This is a genomic window from Cutibacterium equinum (assembly GCF_028021195.1).
In the GTDB taxonomy this organism is placed as follows: domain Bacteria; phylum Actinomycetota; class Actinomycetes; order Propionibacteriales; family Propionibacteriaceae; genus Cutibacterium; species Cutibacterium equinum.
In genome coordinates, this window is the sequence record NZ_CP115668.1 from 1,912,757 (window position 1) to 1,932,374 (window position 19,618).

The 19,618-nt window shown below is 61.3% G+C and carries 17 protein-coding genes and 2 riboswitches; of the genes, 4 read left to right on the forward strand and 13 right to left on the reverse strand.

Going from position 1 to position 19,618, the window contains the following annotated elements; all coding sequences use genetic code 11:
- Positions 1–99: 99 nt before the first annotated feature.
- The 4 genes from O6R08_RS08735 (at position 100) to O6R08_RS08750 (ending at position 6,257) form a co-directional block, all read left to right on the forward strand.
- Positions 100–2,313: a PKD domain-containing protein gene (locus O6R08_RS08735; protein WP_271419334.1), complete on the forward strand. Its 2,214-nt coding sequence runs from the start codon at positions 100–102 to the stop codon at positions 2,311–2,313.
- The gene (locus O6R08_RS08740) at positions 2,310–2,873 is read left to right on the forward strand and encodes a hypothetical protein (RefSeq protein WP_271417773.1); all 564 of its coding nucleotides are present in this window, start codon (positions 2,310–2,312) and stop codon (positions 2,871–2,873) included. The genes O6R08_RS08735 and O6R08_RS08740 overlap by 4 nt, the downstream gene beginning before the upstream one ends.
- A gap of 60 nt (positions 2,874–2,933) precedes the next feature.
- Positions 2,934–3,049: riboswitch (cobalamin riboswitch) on the forward strand.
- A 263-nt stretch (positions 3,050–3,312) separates the two neighbouring features.
- A complete protein-coding gene (locus O6R08_RS08745) occupies positions 3,313–3,885 on the forward strand; it encodes a hypothetical protein (RefSeq protein WP_271417774.1) in 573 nt (190 codons plus the stop codon).
- 37 nt (positions 3,886–3,922) lie between these two features.
- Positions 3,923–4,059: riboswitch (cobalamin riboswitch) on the forward strand.
- Positions 4,060–4,277: 218 nt separating this feature from the next.
- Positions 4,278–6,257 carry a M13 family metallopeptidase gene (locus tag O6R08_RS08750; protein ID WP_271417775.1) on the forward strand — a complete coding sequence of 660 codons (1,980 nt, stop codon included), beginning with the start codon at positions 4,278–4,280 and terminating at the stop codon, positions 6,255–6,257.
- Positions 6,258–6,323: 66 nt separating this feature from the next.
- On the opposite strand, the gene O6R08_RS08755 is transcribed toward O6R08_RS08750, so the two are convergent.
- The 13 genes from O6R08_RS08755 to nuoL all read right to left on the reverse strand — a co-directional run bounded on the left by O6R08_RS08755 (position 6,324) and on the right by nuoL (position 19,609).
- Positions 6,324–7,550 carry an ABC transporter permease family protein gene (locus tag O6R08_RS08755; RefSeq protein ID WP_271417776.1) on the reverse strand — a complete coding sequence of 409 codons (1,227 nt, stop codon included), beginning with the start codon at positions 7,548–7,550 and terminating at the stop codon, positions 6,324–6,326.
- A complete protein-coding gene (locus O6R08_RS08760) occupies positions 7,547–8,167 on the reverse strand; it encodes an ATP-binding cassette domain-containing protein (protein WP_271417777.1) in 621 nt (206 codons plus the stop codon). The genes O6R08_RS08755 and O6R08_RS08760 overlap by 4 nt, the downstream gene beginning before the upstream one ends.
- 1 nt (position 8,168) lies before the next feature.
- Positions 8,169–9,047, reverse strand: coding sequence for a hypothetical protein (locus O6R08_RS08765; RefSeq protein ID WP_271417778.1), 879 nt, complete (start codon positions 9,045–9,047; stop codon positions 8,169–8,171).
- Positions 9,048–9,281: 234 nt separating this feature from the next.
- The gene (locus O6R08_RS08770; RefSeq protein WP_271417779.1) at positions 9,282–9,869 is read right to left on the reverse strand and encodes a hypothetical protein; all 588 of its coding nucleotides are present in this window, start codon (positions 9,867–9,869) and stop codon (positions 9,282–9,284) included.
- Complete coding sequence (locus O6R08_RS08775; RefSeq protein ID WP_271417780.1) at positions 9,866–10,534, reverse strand: ImmA/IrrE family metallo-endopeptidase; 669 nt, start codon at positions 10,532–10,534, stop codon at positions 9,866–9,868. The genes O6R08_RS08770 and O6R08_RS08775 overlap by 4 nt, the downstream gene beginning before the upstream one ends.
- Before the next feature lie 68 nt (positions 10,535–10,602).
- Complete coding sequence (locus O6R08_RS08780) at positions 10,603–10,932, reverse strand: helix-turn-helix domain-containing protein (RefSeq protein ID WP_271417781.1); 330 nt, start codon at positions 10,930–10,932, stop codon at positions 10,603–10,605.
- Between the two features lie 126 nt (positions 10,933–11,058).
- On the reverse strand, positions 11,059–11,601 hold the full coding sequence (locus O6R08_RS08785; RefSeq protein WP_271417782.1) for an LURP-one-related/scramblase family protein: 543 nt from the start codon (positions 11,599–11,601) through the stop codon (positions 11,059–11,061).
- 47 nt (positions 11,602–11,648) lie between these two features.
- A complete protein-coding gene (locus O6R08_RS08790; RefSeq protein ID WP_271419335.1) occupies positions 11,649–12,476 on the reverse strand; it encodes an HpcH/HpaI aldolase/citrate lyase family protein in 828 nt (275 codons plus the stop codon).
- Between the two features lie 135 nt (positions 12,477–12,611).
- On the reverse strand, positions 12,612–13,394 hold the full coding sequence (gene cobF / locus O6R08_RS08795) for a precorrin-6A synthase (deacetylating) (protein ID WP_271417783.1): 783 nt from the start codon (positions 13,392–13,394) through the stop codon (positions 12,612–12,614).
- 39 nt (positions 13,395–13,433) lie between these two features.
- Positions 13,434–14,408, reverse strand: a complete 975-nt coding sequence (locus O6R08_RS08800; protein ID WP_271417784.1) for a polyprenyl synthetase family protein — start codon at positions 14,406–14,408, stop codon at positions 13,434–13,436.
- 190 nt (positions 14,409–14,598) lie between these two features.
- A complete protein-coding gene (gene nuoN, locus O6R08_RS08805) occupies positions 14,599–16,215 on the reverse strand; it encodes an NADH-quinone oxidoreductase subunit NuoN (RefSeq protein ID WP_271417785.1) in 1,617 nt (538 codons plus the stop codon).
- Positions 16,212–17,705 (reverse strand): NADH-quinone oxidoreductase subunit M, encoded by a 1,494-nt coding sequence (locus tag O6R08_RS08810; RefSeq protein ID WP_271417786.1) that lies wholly within the window; start codon positions 17,703–17,705, stop codon positions 16,212–16,214. Before O6R08_RS08810 ends, nuoN begins: the two co-directional genes overlap by 4 nt.
- A 17-nt stretch (positions 17,706–17,722) precedes the next feature.
- Complete coding sequence (gene nuoL / locus O6R08_RS08815; protein ID WP_271417787.1) at positions 17,723–19,609, reverse strand: NADH-quinone oxidoreductase subunit L; 1,887 nt, start codon at positions 19,607–19,609, stop codon at positions 17,723–17,725.
- Positions 19,610–19,618 lie beyond the last annotated feature (9 nt).

The following is a 19,618-nucleotide window of genomic DNA, read 5'->3' on the forward strand; positions in this document are numbered from 1 at the left end:
AACGTTTCCGCGAAGGAGCGAGACATGACCATACAAACGACGACGAGGCATAGGCGAGTGGTGGGCTCGCTGGTGGCGATTGCGGTGGCGGCTGGCGCGATGGGGGCCCCGGTTTCGGCTCAGGCGGGTGGACCTGGCACCTATACCAGTGAGGCCCAGAAGGCGGCTGGTTACATCGATAGTCACAGTGGTGACCTGACGAAGGGTGATTTGGGTCTGGAGTTGGATGGGGCTCTGGCGTTGATTTCTGCTGGTAAGACTGATTCTCCAACGTTGGCCAAGGTCAAGGATGACATCAAGGCCAAGGGCCCGACGTATTGCACCGATGTGAAGGTGGGTGCGTGTGCGAAGCTGACGATCACCTTGTTGGCGGCTGGCGAGTCGACGACCTATGGCGGGTTCGACTATGCCAATCCAGTGACCTCGGCGACTGAGTTCAAAGAACATCCGATGCATCAGGCGTTGGACATGATTGCGTTTGAGCGGTTGGGTAAGCCGATCCCATACGACTTGTTTAAGTCGGTGATCGATTATGCCTTTCATGGGCTGCCGGAGTATGTCGCAGGGCGTGTTAGTACTGATGGGGTCATGTTGACCGCGTTGTCTCATGTGGTGGCCACGTCGGATCAGCAGAAAACGTTGGCGGCCGCCAAGGCCAGTCTTATGGCACGGTTGGATGCCGCCAAGGTGGGTGATGCTTGGACTTTTTCAGGTGAGGGGAATGTGCGGGCGACCACGCGTGTGGCCCCAGGGCTATATCGGGCTGGTGATGCGGGCCACCAGGATCAGGCGGTCAAGGGTCAGGCGTGGCTTGCCAAGCAGCAGAAGGAGAACGGGTCATTCCCGGGTGCTGTGGTTACCCCTGCTTGGACAATGATGGCGACAGTCCAGGCGGTTCCGGCGTTGTTGGGGCTTCAGTCCTTCGACAATATTGGGGCGTATCCGGCTGGCCCGGTCTCGGTTGACGGCGGGGCGTGGACGCCGCCTCGCCGGTTGATGAAGATGACTGTGCTCGGGGACTCCTACTCGGCAGGTAACGGCACGTTGAAAGATGGGTATCCGGCTGACGGGTCGTATCGCAGCCCTAAAAACTATGGGTTTGTGCTCATGCGGAACTTGAATCGGGAGTTTCAGGCTGACACCACGTTTCAGACGGATGTGCGGGCTTGGAGTGGCGCGCGAATTGCTACCGGAGATCACAATATTGTCGGCCAAGCCGATACCATGGATCCTCACACGAGCGTGGTTCTCATGACCGCTGGAGGCAATGACCTAGATTTCAGCAACGTCGTCGAAAACTGTTTCTTGGAAGCAGCCCATTCGGCAAACCATTGTGGTGACTCGGTTGATGCGGCGCGCAAGAAAATTGATGCCACAATGAAGAACACCACGACGCTGCTGTCGCATGTTCAAAATCGATTAGCCGATCCCGCTGATACACGCGTCATACTGATTGGATACCCCTACCTCATTTCCGCAAACCGTGACACTCCGGGCAGTGACTTACCTTCCACTCGGGTACGCGCCGCCGAGGACGAGTTCACTGCCCGCCAGGCCGCCACGATCAAAGCCTGGAATAAGACCCACGCCCTGAAAGTGATCTACGCCCCCACTACCACACTCTTCAATACCCACGAACCCCGCCCATCCATCGCCTCCATCGGCTCCATCGGCCTGCAGAATGACTACCGATGGATTAACGGCCTTTTCGAAACGGCAGGAAGACTCGGAGACGACGGGAAAACCCACGCAGATCAAGTACCGCCTAGCGACGAGTATAAGCCGAATTTTTATCATCCGAATGTGATTGGTCATGAACAGATTGCTGGGATGGTCCATAATGCGCTCCTCTTCAGGAAGGCCAGGAGTGTGGAAAGCCTGCCAGAGAGCGTTGCGCAATTGGCTGCAGTGCCGGGGGTGCGGATGCGTGCTGCCGTGGTGGGTCAAAGCCGGGTCAGCCAGGGCAGTCGGTTAACGTTAGACGCTTCATCGTCGTACACGGCTTTCGGCCATATCCGGCGCTGGCAATGGGACCTGGATGGCGACGGCCACTACGAAACCACCACCCGCACACCTGAGATTAACCGCACTCTCACCCGATTGGGCAAATATCATGCTCGCCTTCGTATTACTGACGACAGTGGCGCCAGTGACACTCTCACGTTCCCTCTCGAGGTTGTTCGGCGCAGTGAGGATATCCCTGGTACTCGACATACGTGCCCCACGACGGCTAATCACGGTCAATCCAGCCTGACTGATGATGGTTTCGCAGACACCTACAACCCCGACACCACCACGAAGGCACCGCGATGACCACCCACGACAGCACAACCGAAGAGCAATACCGCCGCGCGCCTACTGATGGCCTCGTCATTGGCGCCATTGTCGGAGTACTTTGGGCATTGATAATTCTTGTAGGTCGAATATTTTCATGGGAGAACGAAGAGTTCATTGCCGCCTTGGGCGGGAAGAAGTATGTCTTGGTCACGTCGCTGATATTCCCAGCGATCGGGTGGCTCACTGGACTATGGCAAAAGGCTGCAATATCTCGATACCACGGGGCGCACTATAAACTCAGAGTCAAAGCTATCACCGCTGTCATGGCAATGCTTTGCGGCGTGATCCTGTGTTGCAAAACTATTTATTTTGAAGACTTTGGGGAAGTCAAGGAGGAGATCATCTGGATTTCTGTTGCGGCTGTGGTGTTCTTGTTGGCAGGTTGGATTCTTGGTGCGGCAAGTGTAGCCTGGAGGGGCGATAAGTATTTTCGTGTCGAAATGAGTGTCATCGCAACCATCACCCTATTTACATCTACTATAGCATGGGTTTTTGTAGCCGGCACGATAGATATGATGTTTTTCTTTGAGTTTTGATGAGTGTGGGTATTGCACAACACTGTTGCGATTAGAGCGTAATATTAATATAACGTGATGGAGAATTAATGCCCAGGTGGCCTAGGGAAGCCGGTGGGACTCCGGCACTGTCCCGCAACCGTGACCATGCCGCAAGACGTGGAAGTCGGAATACCAGCCACATCAGGGTGAGGTTTGTGGTTCCGTCGTGGATTGCGGATCAACACCGACGTGCCGCGCCCGTGTTACCCCATTTCCTCACCGGAACGCTTTTCACGAAGGAGCGAGACGTGACCATACAAACGACGACGAGGCATAGGCGAGTGCTGGGCACACATCGAGCCCACCTTCGTGTCACTGATGACAATGACACCAGTGACACTCTCACCTTCCCCCTCAAGGCCACCCACGATGACACAGGACACACCCGCAACCCCCACGCCACCACGAAGGCACCGCGATGACCACCCACGACAGCACAACCGAAGAGCAATACCGCCGCGCGCCTACTGATGGCCTCGTCATTGGCGCCATTGTCGGAGCACTTTGGGCATTGATAATTCTTGCAAGTCGAATATTTTCATGGGATCAATTAGAGCTTATTGCCGCCTTGGGCGGGAAGAAGTATGTCTTGGTCACGTCGCTGATATTCCCAGCGACTGGATGGCTCACTGGACTATGGCAAAAGGCTGCAATATCTCGATACCATGGAACGCACTATAAACTCAGAGTCAAAGCTATTACCGCTGTCATGGCAATGCTTTGCGGCGTGATTCTGTGTTGCAAAACTGATTATTGTGAAGGCTTTGAAGGCTTTCCGGAAGCCAAGGAGGAGATCGTCTACATTTCTGTTGCGGCTGTGGTGTTCTTGTTGGCAGGTTGGATTCTTGGTGCGGCAAGTGTGGCTTGGAGGGGCGATAAATATTTCCGTGTCGAGATGGGTGTCATCGCAACCATCACCCTATTTATATCTACTATAGCATGGTATTTTGTAGCCGGCGCGATAAATTTCGTGTTTTTCTTTGAGTTTTGACGGGTGTGGGTATTGCACGGCGCTGTTGTGATTAGAGCGTATATTCATATGACGTGGTGGGGATTGATGCCCAGGTGGCCTGGGGACGCCGGTGGGATTCCGGCGCTGTCCCGCTGCCGTGTCCATGCCGGAAGGCGTGGACGTCGGAATACCAGCCGCATCGAAGATAGGTTCTTGGTTCCGTCGCGGGATTGCGGATCAACGCCGACATGTCACGCTCGTGTTGCCCCGTTTCCTCGCCGGAACGCTTCCACAGAGGAGCAAGGCAAGGCAGTGGAATCGACCACGACAGTATCGGAGACGCCTGCGACCCCCACACCACCACGAAGGCACCGCGATGCCGCCTCATACAGAAAAGGTCATGACGTCATGGCCCCCGCTATTGTGGGATCATGACGTCAATCTCACTGTTCAGTGACCTCGACCCGAGCATTGCCGCCGGTCAGGACTTCTACCGACATGTCAACGGCACCTGGATCGACCAGGCAGTCATTCCCGACGACCGCGCCGGTGACGGCCCGTTCTACCAGCTCGACGACGAGTCTCGCGAGGCCGTCCACCACATCCTTGAGGACTTGGTGGACGGCAAGGGCGAGGACATCCGCGACAAGGCGACCGAGCACGAGGTGGAGGTCGCCGTCGAGCTCTACCGCCGCTATATGGACGTCGACGCCGTCGAGAAGGCCGGGGCTGAGCCGCTGCGTCCTCTCTTTGCTGAGATCGACGCCATCTCCAGCGTCGTCGACCTGGTGACCTTCCTCGGCAAGGCCGAACGGCGGGGCATCACGGGACTGTTCGACGCTGGCGCCGAGTCCGACCCCGGCGACCCCACCCGCGAGGTGATGTGGATCGCCCAGGCCGGGATCGGTCTGCCTGACGAGGCCTACTACCGCGACGAGGACAAGGCCGAGATTCGCGACGCCTACCTGCGTCACATCCAGGCGTCCTTCGAGCTGGCCGGCTTCCCTGACGCCGAGCAAGCTGCCCGCACCGTCATGGACTTGGAGACCCAGATCGCCTCCCACCACTGGGACCGCGTCCGCTGCCGTGACTTGCAGGCCTCCTACAACCCGACCACCTTCGCCGAGTTCGACGAGGCTCACCCCGGCCTGCACCTGGAGGTCTGGCGCAGCACCGCCGACATGCCGATGACGGTCGTCACGAACCTCATCAACGCTGAGCCGTCCTTCTTCGACGGCGTAGAGACCCTCCTCACCGACGAGCGCATCGACCAATGGCGCACCTGGGCCACGTGGCAGGTCATTCGCTCCTACTCGGAGGTCCTCAGCTCCGACTTCGTCGAGCGCGACTTCGATTTCTACGGCCGCACTCTCAACGGCACCCCGGCCCTGCGTCCGCGCTGGAAGCGGGCTGTCGATTTCGTGCAGTCGGCCATGGGAGAGGCGATCGGCAAGATGTACGTTGCCCGTCACTTCCCGCCGGCCTCCAAACAGCGAATGGACGAGCTCGTCACCAACATCCTGGCCGCCTACCGGGAGTCCATCAGCCAGCTGGACTGGATGGGTGAGGACACCCGCAAGGAGGCTCTGGAAAAGCTGGCGAACTTCCGACCCAAGATCGGCTACCCGGATTCCTGGCGTGACTTCTCCGGCCTGCAGGTCGGCCCGGGCAACCTTGTCGACGCCGTTCAGGATGTCGTCTCCTTCGTCGTGGACCACACCATCGAGAAACTCGGCAAGCCGGTCGACCCCGACGAGTGGATGATGTTCCCCCAGACGGTCAACGCCTACTACCACCCGCTGCGCAACGAGATCGTCTTCCCTGCGGCGATCCTGCAGCCGCCGTTCTTCCATCCGGACGTCGACGACGCCGTCAACTACGGCGGTATCGGCTCTGTCATTGGTCACGAGATCGGTCACGGCTTCGACGACCAGGGCTCGACCTGCGACGGCAAGGGTCTGCTGCGTGACTGGTGGACTGCCGAGGATCGCGCCGCCTTCGAGGAGCGCACCAAGGGTCTGGTCGACCAGTACAACGAGTTGGTGCCCAAGCAGCTGGGCCCCGACGGCCCCCACGTCAACGGCGAGTTGACCATCGGTGAGAACATCGGTGACCTTGGCGGTGCCGGCATCGCCTTCAAGGCCCTTCAGATTTCCTTCGACGGAAATGAGCCAGAACCCATCGACGGCCTGACCTGGCAGCAGAGGTTCTTCCTGTCCTACGCCTCGATCTGGCGCGGGGTTCTGCGCGACGAGGCTGTCCGTCGCCGGATCGCCACCGACCCGCACTCCCCCAGCGAGTTCCGCTGCAACCAGATCGTGCGCAACATCGACGCCTTCCACGAAGCCTTCGGTGTGACCGAAGACGATGAGATGTGGCTGGACCCCGACAAGCGAGTCACCATCTGGTGATGACGAAGCCCCTGGTGAGGGATGCCCCCGAGTTCGGCTGACTCGGGGGCATCCCCCGTCTCCACGTCACTGTGAGCGCAACAGCTCGTAGGGTTTGTGTGATCTCACCGAGGCAACAGTGCGCGGCAGGCACCCCAGAGGCACCCCGACGACAAGGAGAAGCGGGAACCACGCACCCTGCTTCAGCACATCGGGCAATGGCACCAAGGTCATCGCCACCGGCCCCAGGTGCACACCGGCGGCCGTCAATGCCATCGCTGCACCACACAGCACCAGTCCCACAACAACGATGGCCAGCGCCATCACCACGCCCAGCAGAAAAGCCTCCATTTCAAGGCAGCCGAGAATCCACTCTCCGGAACGGCCGAACGCCTTGAACACAGCAATCTGAGAACCGCGCTGGCGAGAAATCGTCGAACCAACACTCACGCCAAGCACCAACGCCGACAAGCAGATGACGACGATGAGGACGATCTGCATCCGCTGAGTATCAGAGGTCATCTGATCGGCATATCCGACCACATCGGCCTGACTGGTTGCAGCAAACCCTGCCTGGCTCAACTGCCGATGGACATCCGCGACGTGGGCACGTGAATCTGCCTCGACATAGGCCCTCGAAACGCCCTGCTTGTCAAAGGCTTGCGGAGACATCCCTGCGTTGGCGGCCTCCCACTTCTTGGCGTCCTCAACATTGATGTAGACCGTGTCGGGACCGTCATTGTTCGGACGGCTGGAGTCATAAAGGCCAACAACCTTGAGTTTCGTCGGGACGGCCTCAGCTTCCGACGCTTTCGTCTTGCGCTGATAGGAGACGTTGATCGTCGTCCCCAACAAGGCTTTGAGGTCACGGCCATTCACAGCGTCGGGAACAATGACCTCCCCGGACCGCAACGGCCTTGTGCGACCGTCAAAGGCCACGGTGACCGGTGGCACGTCGGGGATCTGTGCCGTGGCCCACACGATCTGCGGCAGACCATTGTCGTCATCGCAGAGCAGCCCGGCCTGCGACCACTCGTAAAACCCGGCCACATGGTTCATGGCCATGATCTGCTGACGAGCTGCGGCGTCAATCGGACCGTTGGAACCACGCCCAGAACTGTCGACGACGACGTAGTTGAGCCTCTTGCCGACATCGGCAGCGTCGATCTGGTCACGCACATGTCCTGCGACGATGGTGTTCATCGCCAAGACGCATCCCCCCAACAATGCCAGGATGACGATGAACCAGCGTTGTCGAGGCAGACTGGAGCGTCGTAGAGACACCCAGGCGTGACGCGGCGCTGACATGCTCATCGTGTTGCCTCCACCTCGACGCTCAGGTGTGGCAAGTCAGTCGGTTGGTGCGAGGCCATGATGATGGTTCCTCCGTCGTCCAGATACTTCTGAAGCAGTTGTTCCACGGCCAACCGATTGTCGTCGTCGAGAGATGCCATCGGCTCATCGGCGAGCAGCACTGCGGGTTGGGACGCCAACGCCCGAACCACAGCCACACGCTGCTGCTGTCCGCCGGACAAGGTGTTGGCCTGCTGATCGGACAGGTCTGCCATGCCGCAGGACATGAGTAGCCGGCTCGCCACCTCGGGATCGGCACAGAGCGCAGCATTCTCGAAAACCGTCAGGTACGGCGTGAGGAAAGGGTATTGGAACGCGTATGCCACCAGATCAGCACGTCGGGCGTCGCTGGGGTCCAGGTCATCGCCATCGTGAGTGATGGTGATGTGCCCGCTGGAAACGGGTAGCAGGCCACCAATCATCGCCATCATGGTCGATTTTCCCTGTCCAGATGCTCCCTTGATGAGACACGCCTGGCCTGCCTCGACAGTCGCATCGGCGCAATGAATCGTGCAGCCTCCACGCGCAGAATCCCCCGAGGGGAATGTCTTGGTCACTCCTTGCCACGAAATCGTCATGTCACCACGCCCAATTGCCGGAGTACCTCAGTAGGTAGGCCGATTCGATACTGCACTTGTCCTTGACCGGTTCTCCACCGTATATCGTTGCCGGGCCGAGGTCTTTTCGCGGACATGGTGCACCAGAGAGTCTGTCGCCGATGCGCTGCAAATCAGAGCGAGGCAATGCGGAAACGGTGGTCGCGGCTGACAAGGCCGTCGCGATGGTCGTACTCGGGCCGGTGTAGGTGCCGACATGGCGCAAATACCCGTCCGAGATCGCCTTCCACCCCGATTTCTCGACGTCCTCAGCGTTGACGAACACGTCAGCATTGGCCAGCGCCTGCATCGCCCAGCGAGCGTCCTCGGAGGATGCCGTGTAGTCGGTCACCGTGACCTTCCACGGTGTGAGGCACACCCCTGCGTTGGACAGGCCGATCTCCCGCCTCATCCTCGCGATCGGTAGGTCCGTCTTCACCGTCTTCTTCGTGATGCAGCCCTTCGGCAGGCGAGTGCGCTTGTCGACTTCGGATTTCTCCTTGTCGGACAACGCGTGAAGGGACTTCAGGGATGACGCCGCCATGAGTTGGGTGATGTGGGTCTGCCGGTTGCGTCCGCCTTTGAGCAGGTAGGGGCGCAACGCCGCGACGAGATGATCGTGAGCGTAGCCGTCGTCGTCAGGTAACTCGTGACCATCCATGAGCCGCAGGTACTCATATGTACTCTTGAGCGTCCCATTGGCCGACGCTGCCGCTGGCTCGCGAATGAGAGAGTTAGCGGGGCTGAGGACCGCCCCGAGGTCATCGACAACGGGTGCCTGCGGATCATCGTGCCGAGAGCAGGCAGTAGGCACAAGCAGCATCACCGCTGCCATGCCCGCCAGGAATCGCTGAAAAGACATCGTCTAAAACGATATGCCCCACCAGGCCCACCTTGACAAGGCCCCCGCATGATGGAGAAGGACCGTGACTTTCATAACAGCGGGTACCCGTCATCCACCGGGTCGGGATGCCCACTGGCCCCGCGACGCGATCGCCTCGGCTGCACGAGCCGCCAACATGCGCATCGGAAGGGCGGTCGTCACAGGAGCACGACCCGCACTCCCCCAGCACACCAAGGCCTTCCCCCACCAGGATTAGGACCCGCCCTGCCAGCGCTTTCTATAGTCATTGACGAGGGCATCGTAATCCTTGGCTTTCCGCCCCACTCCATGCCCATCATTGAGCAATGCGGCTAGGTACTGTCTGGCTTGGGCGTGGGTGATGCGACCTTTGATTTCAGCGAAGGCAAGAATGTCCGCCGTCGTGAATACCTTAATCCCTCGCCGTGCGGCTCGGTCCTCGGCATCATGGTCATCAGTCAGAAAAATCGACCTTCCCGCGTGGCCCTCAATATTCGAGAACCTACTCTCAATAATCGCGATGGTCTCAGCCTCTCCCATATGCTTCCGGTGATTGCTCCGCTCCCCTGGCTTTCGCATTCCGTCAGCAATATTGGCGGCATTGATAAGTTCGGCGGGAGTAGGCCGGAGTGGTTCTCCAAAGATGGAACCCCAACTTTTCATCTCCGCCAGCCCTTCATATCTGGCACTTCTACCGCATTCTTGCCAGACCGATTCAGTCCATCGGCCCTGCCCCAGGGTGAACCATTCGACAATGTCGTGACGGCCCAACACGGTGAAGTTGATGAGGACCGTGTTGTCGGGAAATACGAAGGTGGTCATGGCAACTCGCGGAGCAGAACAGTCACATCCTCGTCGCTTGGCCCAGTATTGGGTTCTGCAAGGCCGAGGTCCTCAACAGGAACATCCATCGCCCATGCCAAGGATTCCGCAGGAGCTCGCCCGGTGACGACTGCGTGTTCGAGGTCAGACAGCAAGGTAGCAGGTAGCATCCTGGTTGATGCTGCATCGCGGCGCCGAGTAATCGGATCGGGACTGACATCACAGCCTGCCCAGTGATGGCGCAGAAATGCGAACGTGTTTTCCGTCAGCGCGTTCTCAACCCCACCACAAGGGGTTATGCCCAAAAAACCTAACCTGTTGCTGAGTGCGTCATTCGAGATCCCGAGATCCCACACCAGCTGTGCCACTGTGGACAAATCCACCGTAGCCCAGTCAACTCCTCTGACGACGTCCTCGGGCATGAGTAGCTCGGCAGCAAAAGCGTTGGCGGTTTTCTCCTCCTCGCCGCCCCGGTCGACTTGATGCATGTGTCCCGAGAGGATATGCCCGAGCTCATGGGCTAGCGAAAAGTTCTGGCGGAACCACGACACTGTCCGTTGGACGACGATAACGTCACGTTCTGGCAAATGCAGGGTGTACGCGGCACCGTTGATGTCGAGGACGAGAACGTCGATCCCGAGATTCTCGGTGATGCGTGCGGCCATGTCGTGGCTGTATCCTTCCCCGAGGATCTCACGCACCTGCACCGGGGACATTGCCCTGTGCACCGATGTCACCGGTATGCCTGCCGATAGATCAGGGCGATGTCCTCCAGGACCTGACGGTCCGCATCCATTGCGTCAGAGCTCCACTCCCGGCTTGCAGCGTCATAGCGATGCCGGGCCGCAATGGCCGGGGCGTCTTCTTCGCCAGTCACCAACCAATTCATCGACACACCGAGGGTCTCTGCAAGGTCAGCAACTTCGAGAGCCGAAAACTGGCGATGCCCCGACAAAGATTTCGAAAACTTCGACGGCGACAGCCCAATCGCGTTGGCGACCTCGATTTGGGACCGTCCATCCTGGTCCACGGCCTGGCGGGCTCGCTCACTGATCTCGCTCATACCATGCAGCATACCAGCGTGTTTCGAAAATCGAAACACAGCGAGATTGGCATCACTCCTTCGCCTGGAGCACGTGGCCGGAACCAGCCGCTGAGCACAACCATCCTGTCAGGACGACGAGCTACGCTAGCGCTCCTTGGCGTTCATGAGGTTGAACCCGATCATCGCGCCGATAACCACAGCCCGATGCATCGGAGAGGACCCCGGCGCAAACGTCATGGCATAGTTACCCCGTCTCATCATCAAGTCCTTCGGCGAGCCGCCCCGCTTCACGAAGGCAAGCACGCCGCCCTCACCCTCAACCGTGAATTCAGTCTTCGATCCGTCACCGCGCAGCACCAGACGCTCCCCCGTGACCACCTGTATCTCAATCTTGGGCTTGGACAGCGTGTATATCTGGCTCAGCTCGGCGATCTGGGAACCGTCGGGGCCAAAAATCGACATCCGGTCGCGTCCCAGATTGACCGGGTCCACAACCTTGAGCACCAAGGTGCCGTCCAACTCGCACACATCGAGTTCACGACCGCCCATAAACAGATGTTTGACACCGCTTCCGAGGGTCACCACCCGTCCCACAGGTTGACCGTCCGGAGTCTCGATCGTGAATTCAGTGGTGCGGATAGACTTTAACTGCCGCATGAGAATCTGGTCATAACTGAGCAGGTTCATGGGTCACACGATACCCAACCCTCACCAGCCCCACGTCGCATCCAGCATCATCCCCGCGACGCGATCGCCTCGGCCATCGCCAGTGCGCGTCGGGCAGTCTCGACGTGCAGGTTCTCGATCATCCGACCCCGGTAGGTGACGACCCCGGAACCGTTGCCGTTCTCCCAAGCCTCGATGATGCCGCGGGCCTCCTCGACCTGGCCAGCGTCGGGGGCGAAAACCTCATTCGCCGGGGCCACCTGGCCCGGATGAATGAGAGTCTTGCCATCAAATCCCATGAGCTGAGCCTCGCGGCACTGGGCGGTGAACCCATCAACGTCACGAACGTCGTTGTAGACCCCGTCGAGGATGACAACCCCGGCTGCACGAGCCGCCAGCATGCACATCTGGAGGGCGGTCGTCACAGGGGCACGACCCGGAACGTGGGAAGCGCGCAGCTCCTTGGTGAGGTCATTGGTGCCCATGATGAGCACGGCAAGACGATCGGAGGCCTCGGCGATCTCGAGGCAGTCAAGCACCGCACGCGGGGTCTCGATCATGGCCCACAGCTTGATGTCCTCGCTGGCCCCAGCAGCCTCCATGTCGGCGACGATGGTGCGAACCTGCTCAGCCGAGCCGACCTTGGGGACGGCGATCGCGTCAGGACCAGCGGCGACGGCAGCCTTGATGTCGTCGTGGTACCACTGCGTGTCCATCCCGTTGACGCGGATCGCGACCTCCCGGTACCCGTAGGGGTGCCCCTCGACAACCTCGGCGGCGCGCTGCCGGGCCTCGACCTTGAGGTCGGGTGCCACGGCGTCCTCCAGATCAATGATGATGCCGTCACAGTCAAGGCTGCGGGCCTTCTCCAAAGCCCTGGCGTTGGCTCCGGGCATGAACAGAACGGATCGACGGGGACGCAGTGCACTATCCATGTGCCCCATCCTGCCGCACACACCACGGGTGCAGTCGGTCGGGTCGGCATGTTCAGGTGGAGTCCGCCCCATCTGAGCGTGGTTGAAAGGCGCCTGTCAGCGGCGGCGCAACAGGTAGGTGTCGAAGACCCATCCCAGCCGCTTCTCAGCCTCGGCGCGGGTGGCCAGAATCCCGTCGCGGACCTCGGCCAGGTCGCCACTGATGAGAATCTCGTCGGGTGTGCCGATATAGGCGGCCCAATAAATGTCGATACCGGTCGGGTCGATGAGGCTGAAGGTCTGACGACCATCCAGCATGACGATAACGTCGTCAACCCCCTCGGGCATACCGTCGGCCAGCAGACGAGCCGGGGAAATCTGCAGGGCTCGGCCCTGACGGTTGAGCGGAATCTGGTGGCGGGAGGCCAGGGACAAAGAACTCGAGATACCGGGAATGACGTTGAGCTCGATCGGCACTCCCCCGTCGGCGTCAACAGCCGCGATGAGCTTCTTGACGATGGCCAGGGTCGACTCGAACAGACCTGGATCACCCCACACCAGGAATCCACCACGCTGACCGTCGGCGAGGTTGTCGGCGACGGCGTGGGTCCACTGGTCAAGGCGCTGACGACGCCACAGGGCGACGGCTTCCTTGTAATTCTCGGCGGTCTGCCAGGGGCGCGGCGGGTCCTGAAGCTCGACGATGCGCAGACCGTCGGCGTCGGCCTGCGGACGATGTCGGCGCAACACCTGGCGCCGGAACTCCACGAGGTCGTCGACGTCATGCTCCTTGAGGACGACGAAGAGGACGTCGAGGTGCTGGATGGCGTCGACGGCGGCCAAGGTCAACCAGTCCGGGTTGCCGGGGCCGATGCCGATGAGGTCAAGATGACGTGACACGATGCCTCCTGAAAATGGCGGTTTCGCACGTGCTCCTGGTCAGGACGAACGGGACACGACTTCGTCGCACAGTTCCATGAGGGCCTGCTTGGCCTCCCCGTCAGGAAGCGGTGCCAGATGGGCGCGAGCTCGGTCGGCGCGCCGCTGAATCTCGACGCGGGCCTCCTCGATGACGTGGTTGGCGCGCAATTTCTCGAGCACGTCGGCCAGTATCGCGTCGTCAGACAGGTCGGCGTCAAGCATCCTCTTGAGCTCGGCGTCGGCCGGGTCCTCAGATGCCCGCAGCATGAGGGTCGGCAGGGTCGGGACCTTCTCGCGCAGATCAGTGCCGGGGGTCTTGCCGGTGGCCGTCGAGGTGATGTCGATGAGGTCGTCAGCAAGCTGGAAGACCTCGCCAATGTCCTCGCCAAACCGCTCCAGGGCAGCAATGGTCTCGGGGGAGGCATGGGAGACCATCCCACCGGAGACGGCGGAAGCGGCGATGAGGGAGCCGGTCTTGTCAGCCACGACCTTGAGGTAATGAGCCAGGGGGTCCTCCCCCTCGGAGGGGCCACGGGTCTCGGCGATCTGGCCCTGCACCAGGCGGGAGAAGGTCTTGGCCTGCAGGCGCACGAAGTCGACGCCCAGCCCGGCCACGGCCAGGGATGCGCGGGAGAACAGGTAGTCACCAACCATGATGGCCACGGAGTTGCCCCAGCGCAGGTTCGCAGAAGGAGCACCGCGGCGCTTGGACGCCTCGTCCATGACGTCATCGTGGTACAAGGATGCGACATGGGTCAGCTCCATGACGACAGCGGCGCGCACCAGATCGTCGTCGTCGACCTCGTCACCGAACTGGGAGCACAGCACCACCAACAGCGGACGGAACCGCTTGCCACCTGCGGAAATGATGTGGTTCGCCGCCTCGGTGACAAATGGCGTGTCGGCGCCGGCCTGACGAGTCAGCTCGTCCTCAATGAGGGCAAGTTTCGCGGTCACCAGACCAGTGAACTCGCTGCTGGCGCTGTACGACACGGTTCTCCTCTTCTGACCGGGCCTGTGCTCGGTACTCGTCCGGCCGTCGTCTCTCCATGACACGGCCATACTCCACACTACTGGTTGGACGGGCCTCACGTCTTGCTGAAATGTGGTTGAGACCATCCACAGTTGCGACAAGGCCAGGGTCGCGACCTTTCTGGACGGCGACCCCGGCCCCGTGACTAACTCAGCGCAGGAAAGTGCTCGCCTGGTTGAACAGATCGATGATCGGCTGCGGAGCAACACCCATGACGACGGTACAGACCGCGCACATGATGAGCGTGATCCACCCCGCAACGGACGGATCGGCGACCTCGACGGGATCGTCCTCCTCCTTCGGGTTACCGAAGAACACCACGACGATGATGCGCAGGTAGAAGGCCGCCGCCACGAGGGAGAACAGCACCCCCACAAGCACCAGCCAGGCGTATCCGCCACGCCATCCGGCCAGGAAGACCACCAGCTTGCCGGTGAATCCCGCTGTCAGCGGAATACCAGCGAAGCTCAGCACGAAGATGACGACGAGAACACCGAACCACGGGTACTGACGGCCCAGACCAGCCCAGGAGTCGATCTCGGTCGACTCACCGCCGGCCCGACGCACCATGAGGATGAGCAGCCAGAAGCCGATCGAGGACAAACCGTAGGCCGTCATGTACACCAGCACCGAGGAGACCGAACCGGTCTGTCCCGGGGCCATCCCGGTCTGGATCGTCCAGGCGCCGACAATGCCCACCAGCACGAACCCGGCGTGGGCGATGGCGGAGTAGGCCAACAGACGCTTCATGTCTGTCTGGGCCAGGCCGACGACCGCGCCGACAGCCATGGATGCCACGGAGACCACAGCGAGGATGATCTGCCAGTCCCACCTCATCGCTCCCAGGCCGACGTAGAGCACGCGCATCAAACCGACGAGGGCGACGAGCTTGGTGGCCACCGCCATCCAGCCACTGACCGGAGTCGGGGCACCGGTGTAGACGTCAGGGGTCCAGGATGCGAACGGAACCGCGCCCACCTTGAACAGCAGTCCGACGGAAACCAGCACCATGCCGGCGACCATGAGCTTCGACGAACCCACCTGAGTGACACCCACCGCGGCGATGGCATCCAGCTTGAAACTGCCTGCGCAGCCGTACAGCAGCACAATGCCGTAGAGGAACAGGGCCGAGGACAGCGCACCCAGCAGGAAGTACTTCAGTGCGGCTTCCTGGGACAGGAGTCGACGACGACGCGACATCCCCGACATCAGGTACAGCGGCAAGGAGAAGATCTCCAGGGCGACGAACATCATGATGAGGTCGTCGGCGGCGGCGAAGCACATCATGCCCAGCACCGCAAACATCAACAGCGGGTACACCTCGGTGTGTTCACGATGTTCCTGCTCGGCCTTGGCCTCCAGGGGAGAACCAGGCACCGAGGATGCGCTGGCGACGAACGCGGTCTGGGTGCCACCCGCTCGCTCGGAGAAGAGCACCACGGCGCCAAGGCTGGTCACCAGCAAAAGCACCCAGGTAGCCAGGGTCGGACCATCAAGGGCCAGGGTTGACTGACCGGCGACGATCCGGGTGTCCTTGGCGATCATGGACAGCGTCGAGGCGATGGCCACACCGAGGGTGGCGACCGTCAGGATGATCTGGGTCGGGCGACGAGGCGAGCGGGGCACGAAGGCCTCCACCAGCACCGCCAGGCAGGCGCCAGCCATCAAGGCGAAGACCGGAGTCAGTGGGCCGTACTCGATGTGCGGGGCCGCGACGTCCAGGGGCGCCACAGACCCGAGCGCGGGAATCAACAGGACGGGATTCACTTGAGGCCCTCCTTGACAACGGGTGCCGGATCGGTGGCGTGAACCTGAATCATGGTCGCCGTGGCCGCCGGCTCAATGGCATGCAGCATCGGCCGCGGGAAGAAACCGAAGACCAGCAGCAGGATAATGAGCGGGGCAAGGACCAGCTTCTCCCGACCATCGAGGTCGCTCACCTTCTCGGAAACTCCCTGCACCGGGCCGGTCATCGTGCGCCGGTAGGTCACCAGGACGTAGACCGCAGCCAGCACCATGCCAATGGTGGAGACGGCGACGTACACCGGGTGACGCGACCAGGCACCTGCCAGGGCCATGAACTCGCTGACGAAGTTTCCCGTGCCCGGCAGCGACAGGGTCGCCAGCCCGGCAAAGAGGAAGGTGCCTGCAAGCACCGGGGCGACCTTCTGGACCCCGCCGTAGGCGTCGACCTTCGCCGTCTGGCCGCGACGCACCAGGAATCCGAGCACCAGGAACAGTGCCGCGGTGGAGAAGCCGTGGTTGAACATGTAGAAGATCGAGCCTGTGATCGAGGTCGTCGTCAGGGCGAAGATGCCGATGACCATGAAGCCGAAGTGGCTCACCGAGGTGTAGGAGACGAACCTCATGAGGTCGCTGGAGGTGGCGGCCATCATGGCGCCCCACAGCACCGAGATGATCGCCAGGGTGAGCACGAACGGGGTGGCCCACTCCGAGGCAGCCGGGAACAGGCCGAGACACAGCCTCAGCATTCCGAAGGTGCCGATCTTGTCGAGCAGACCGACGAGCAGAGAGGACGTCCCAGCGGTGGCCTGTTCGGCGGTGTCAGGCAGCCAGGTGTGTACCGGAACCATCGGGGCCTTGATCGCGAAGGCGATGAAGAAGCCGACGAACAGCTCCTTGCCGATGGCCCCGGAGAAGTCCACCGTGGCCAGGTCGCTCAGCAGGAAGGACCCGCCGTGGACACCGACGCCGATGACGGCGAACAGCATCACCAGACCACCAGCCAGGGAGTACAGCAGGAACTTCATGGCGGCACGACCCCGTCGCGGACCTCCCCATCCGGCGATGAGGAAGTACATCGGGATGAGGGTGGCCTCGAACATGAGGTAGAACAGCAGGACGTCGGTGGCGGCGAAACAGTAGATCGCCAGTCCCTCGAGCATGAGGGCCAGGCCGAAGAAGGCTCCGGTTGACCAACGGGCCGTCTCGTCGTCACCCACGTGCCACTCGGCGAGCAACACGACTGGGACGAGGATGACAACCAGCAGGATCATCGTCAGGGACAGCCCGTCGCCACCCAGGGCGTACCAGGCACCGATGGCGCGAATCCAGCGGTGGGTCTCAGCCAGATCAGTGCCATTGACGCCACGGATGAAGGCGTAAACGCCCAACACGAGGGTCGCCAGGGAGAACACCATGCCGGTGGTTCGGGCCGCGGCCCCGCGCATCATCATGGTGATGATGCCGCCGACGATCGGCAGCAGGGCGATCACGGTGAGGATCGGGAAAGACATGTCAGCTCCTCCTGCGCTCAGGCCATCCGGCCCAGGACGACGACGAGTCCGACGACCAGCACGCCGACGACCATCATGAGGCCGTAGCTACGCACGTAACCGTTCTGGACCTTGCGGACGATCTGGGAACAGGCCGTGGTGACCGAGCCTGCGCCGTTGACCAGACCGTCAACGACCGCACGGTCGAAGCCCTTGACCCCACCGGCCAGCCAGCGTCCCGGCTTCACGATGACGACGTCGTTGACATCGTCGCCGAACAGGTCGTGACGACCAGCGATGAGCAGCGGATCGCGGGTGGCAGGCTCCTCGCTCGGCACGTCGTGACGGTTGAGCAGCCAGCCAGCCAGGATGCCGAGGATCACCACGACGAGGGTGATGATGCCGATCACGCCCATGTGCCACATGCCGACGTGCTCGACCTGGGCACCGGTGGCCGGGGCCAACCAGTCACCGATCCAGTTGTTCATGAAGGCACCTGCGAAGATCGACAGGATGGCCAGCACGATGAGCGGGATCGTCATGGTGGCTGGGGACTCGTGCGGGTGGACGTCCTCACGCCACCGCTGGGATCCCAGGAAGGTCAGCACCATGAGGCGGGTCATGTAGTAGGCGGTGATGCCGGCACCGATGAGGGCCAGCACACCGAACACCGCACCCTTGTCGAAGGCGGCCTCGATGATGTGGTCCTTGGAGAAGTATCCCGAGGTGCCGGGGATGCCGATGATCGCGAGGTACCCGCAGGCGAAGGTCCAGAAGGTGACGGGCATGACCTTCGACAGTGCACCGAAGTGGTACATGTCGGTGTCGTCGCCAGTACCGTGCATCACCGAGCCAGCCCCCAGGAACATGTTGGCCTTGAAGAAACCGTGGGTGATGAGGTGGAAGATCGCCAGGGCGGCACCGGCCGGGCCGAGGCCCGCAGCCAGCATCATGTAGCCGATCTGGCTCATCGTCGATCCGGCGAGAACCTTCTTGATGTCCTTCTTGGACGAACCGATCCAGGCACCGAACAGCAGGGTGACGGTACCGACGATCGCGACGGCCAGGGAGGCCGTTCCCGTCTGGGCGTAAATCGCATGGGAGCGCACCACCAGGTAGACGCCAGCGGTGACCATCGTCGCGGCGTGGATGAGGGCCGAGACGGGGGTCGGGCCCTCCATGGCGTCCAGCAGCCACGCCTGCAACGGAACCTGAGCCGACTTGCCACAGGCAGCCAGCAGCAGCATGAAGCCCAGCAGGGTGGCCCAGGTTGACGTCAACCCGGATGCCTGGGCCGAGACATCGACGAAACGCACACTGCCGAACTGGGCCAGCATGGTGAAGATCGCCATCGTCAGACCAAGGTCACCGATGCGGTTCATGATGAAGGCCTTGTTACCTGCCCGGGCAGCGGCCGGACGACCGAACCAGAAGCCGATGAGCAGGTAGGAGGCCAGACCGACTCCCTCCCAGCCGACGAAGAGGATGAGGTAGTTGTCGGCCAGCACCAACGTCAGCATCGCGGCGATGAAGAGGTTGAGGTAGGCGAAGAAACGACGCCGATCAGTGTCGTGGGCCATGTACCCGATCGCGTAGATGTGGATCAGGGAGCCCACGAAGGTGATGAGCAGGACGAACAGGATGGAGAGCTGATCGACCAGCAGGCCCACCCTCAGATCCCACGATCCGACGTCAATGAACTGGTAGACCCCCACCTCGACGGCGCGGGAGGAAGCATCGCGGCCCAGCAGGTCGATGAAGAGGACCAACCCGATGACGAAGGAGACGATCGGGGCCAGGGTGGCCAACAGGTGCCCCCAGGCGTCGCTGCGGCGCCCGAGCACCAGCAGCAGCGCGGCGACGACCAGCGGCACCGCGATCATGAGCCAGGCCACGTTGAACAGGCCAGTTTCCAGGACAGTCACGGTACCTCC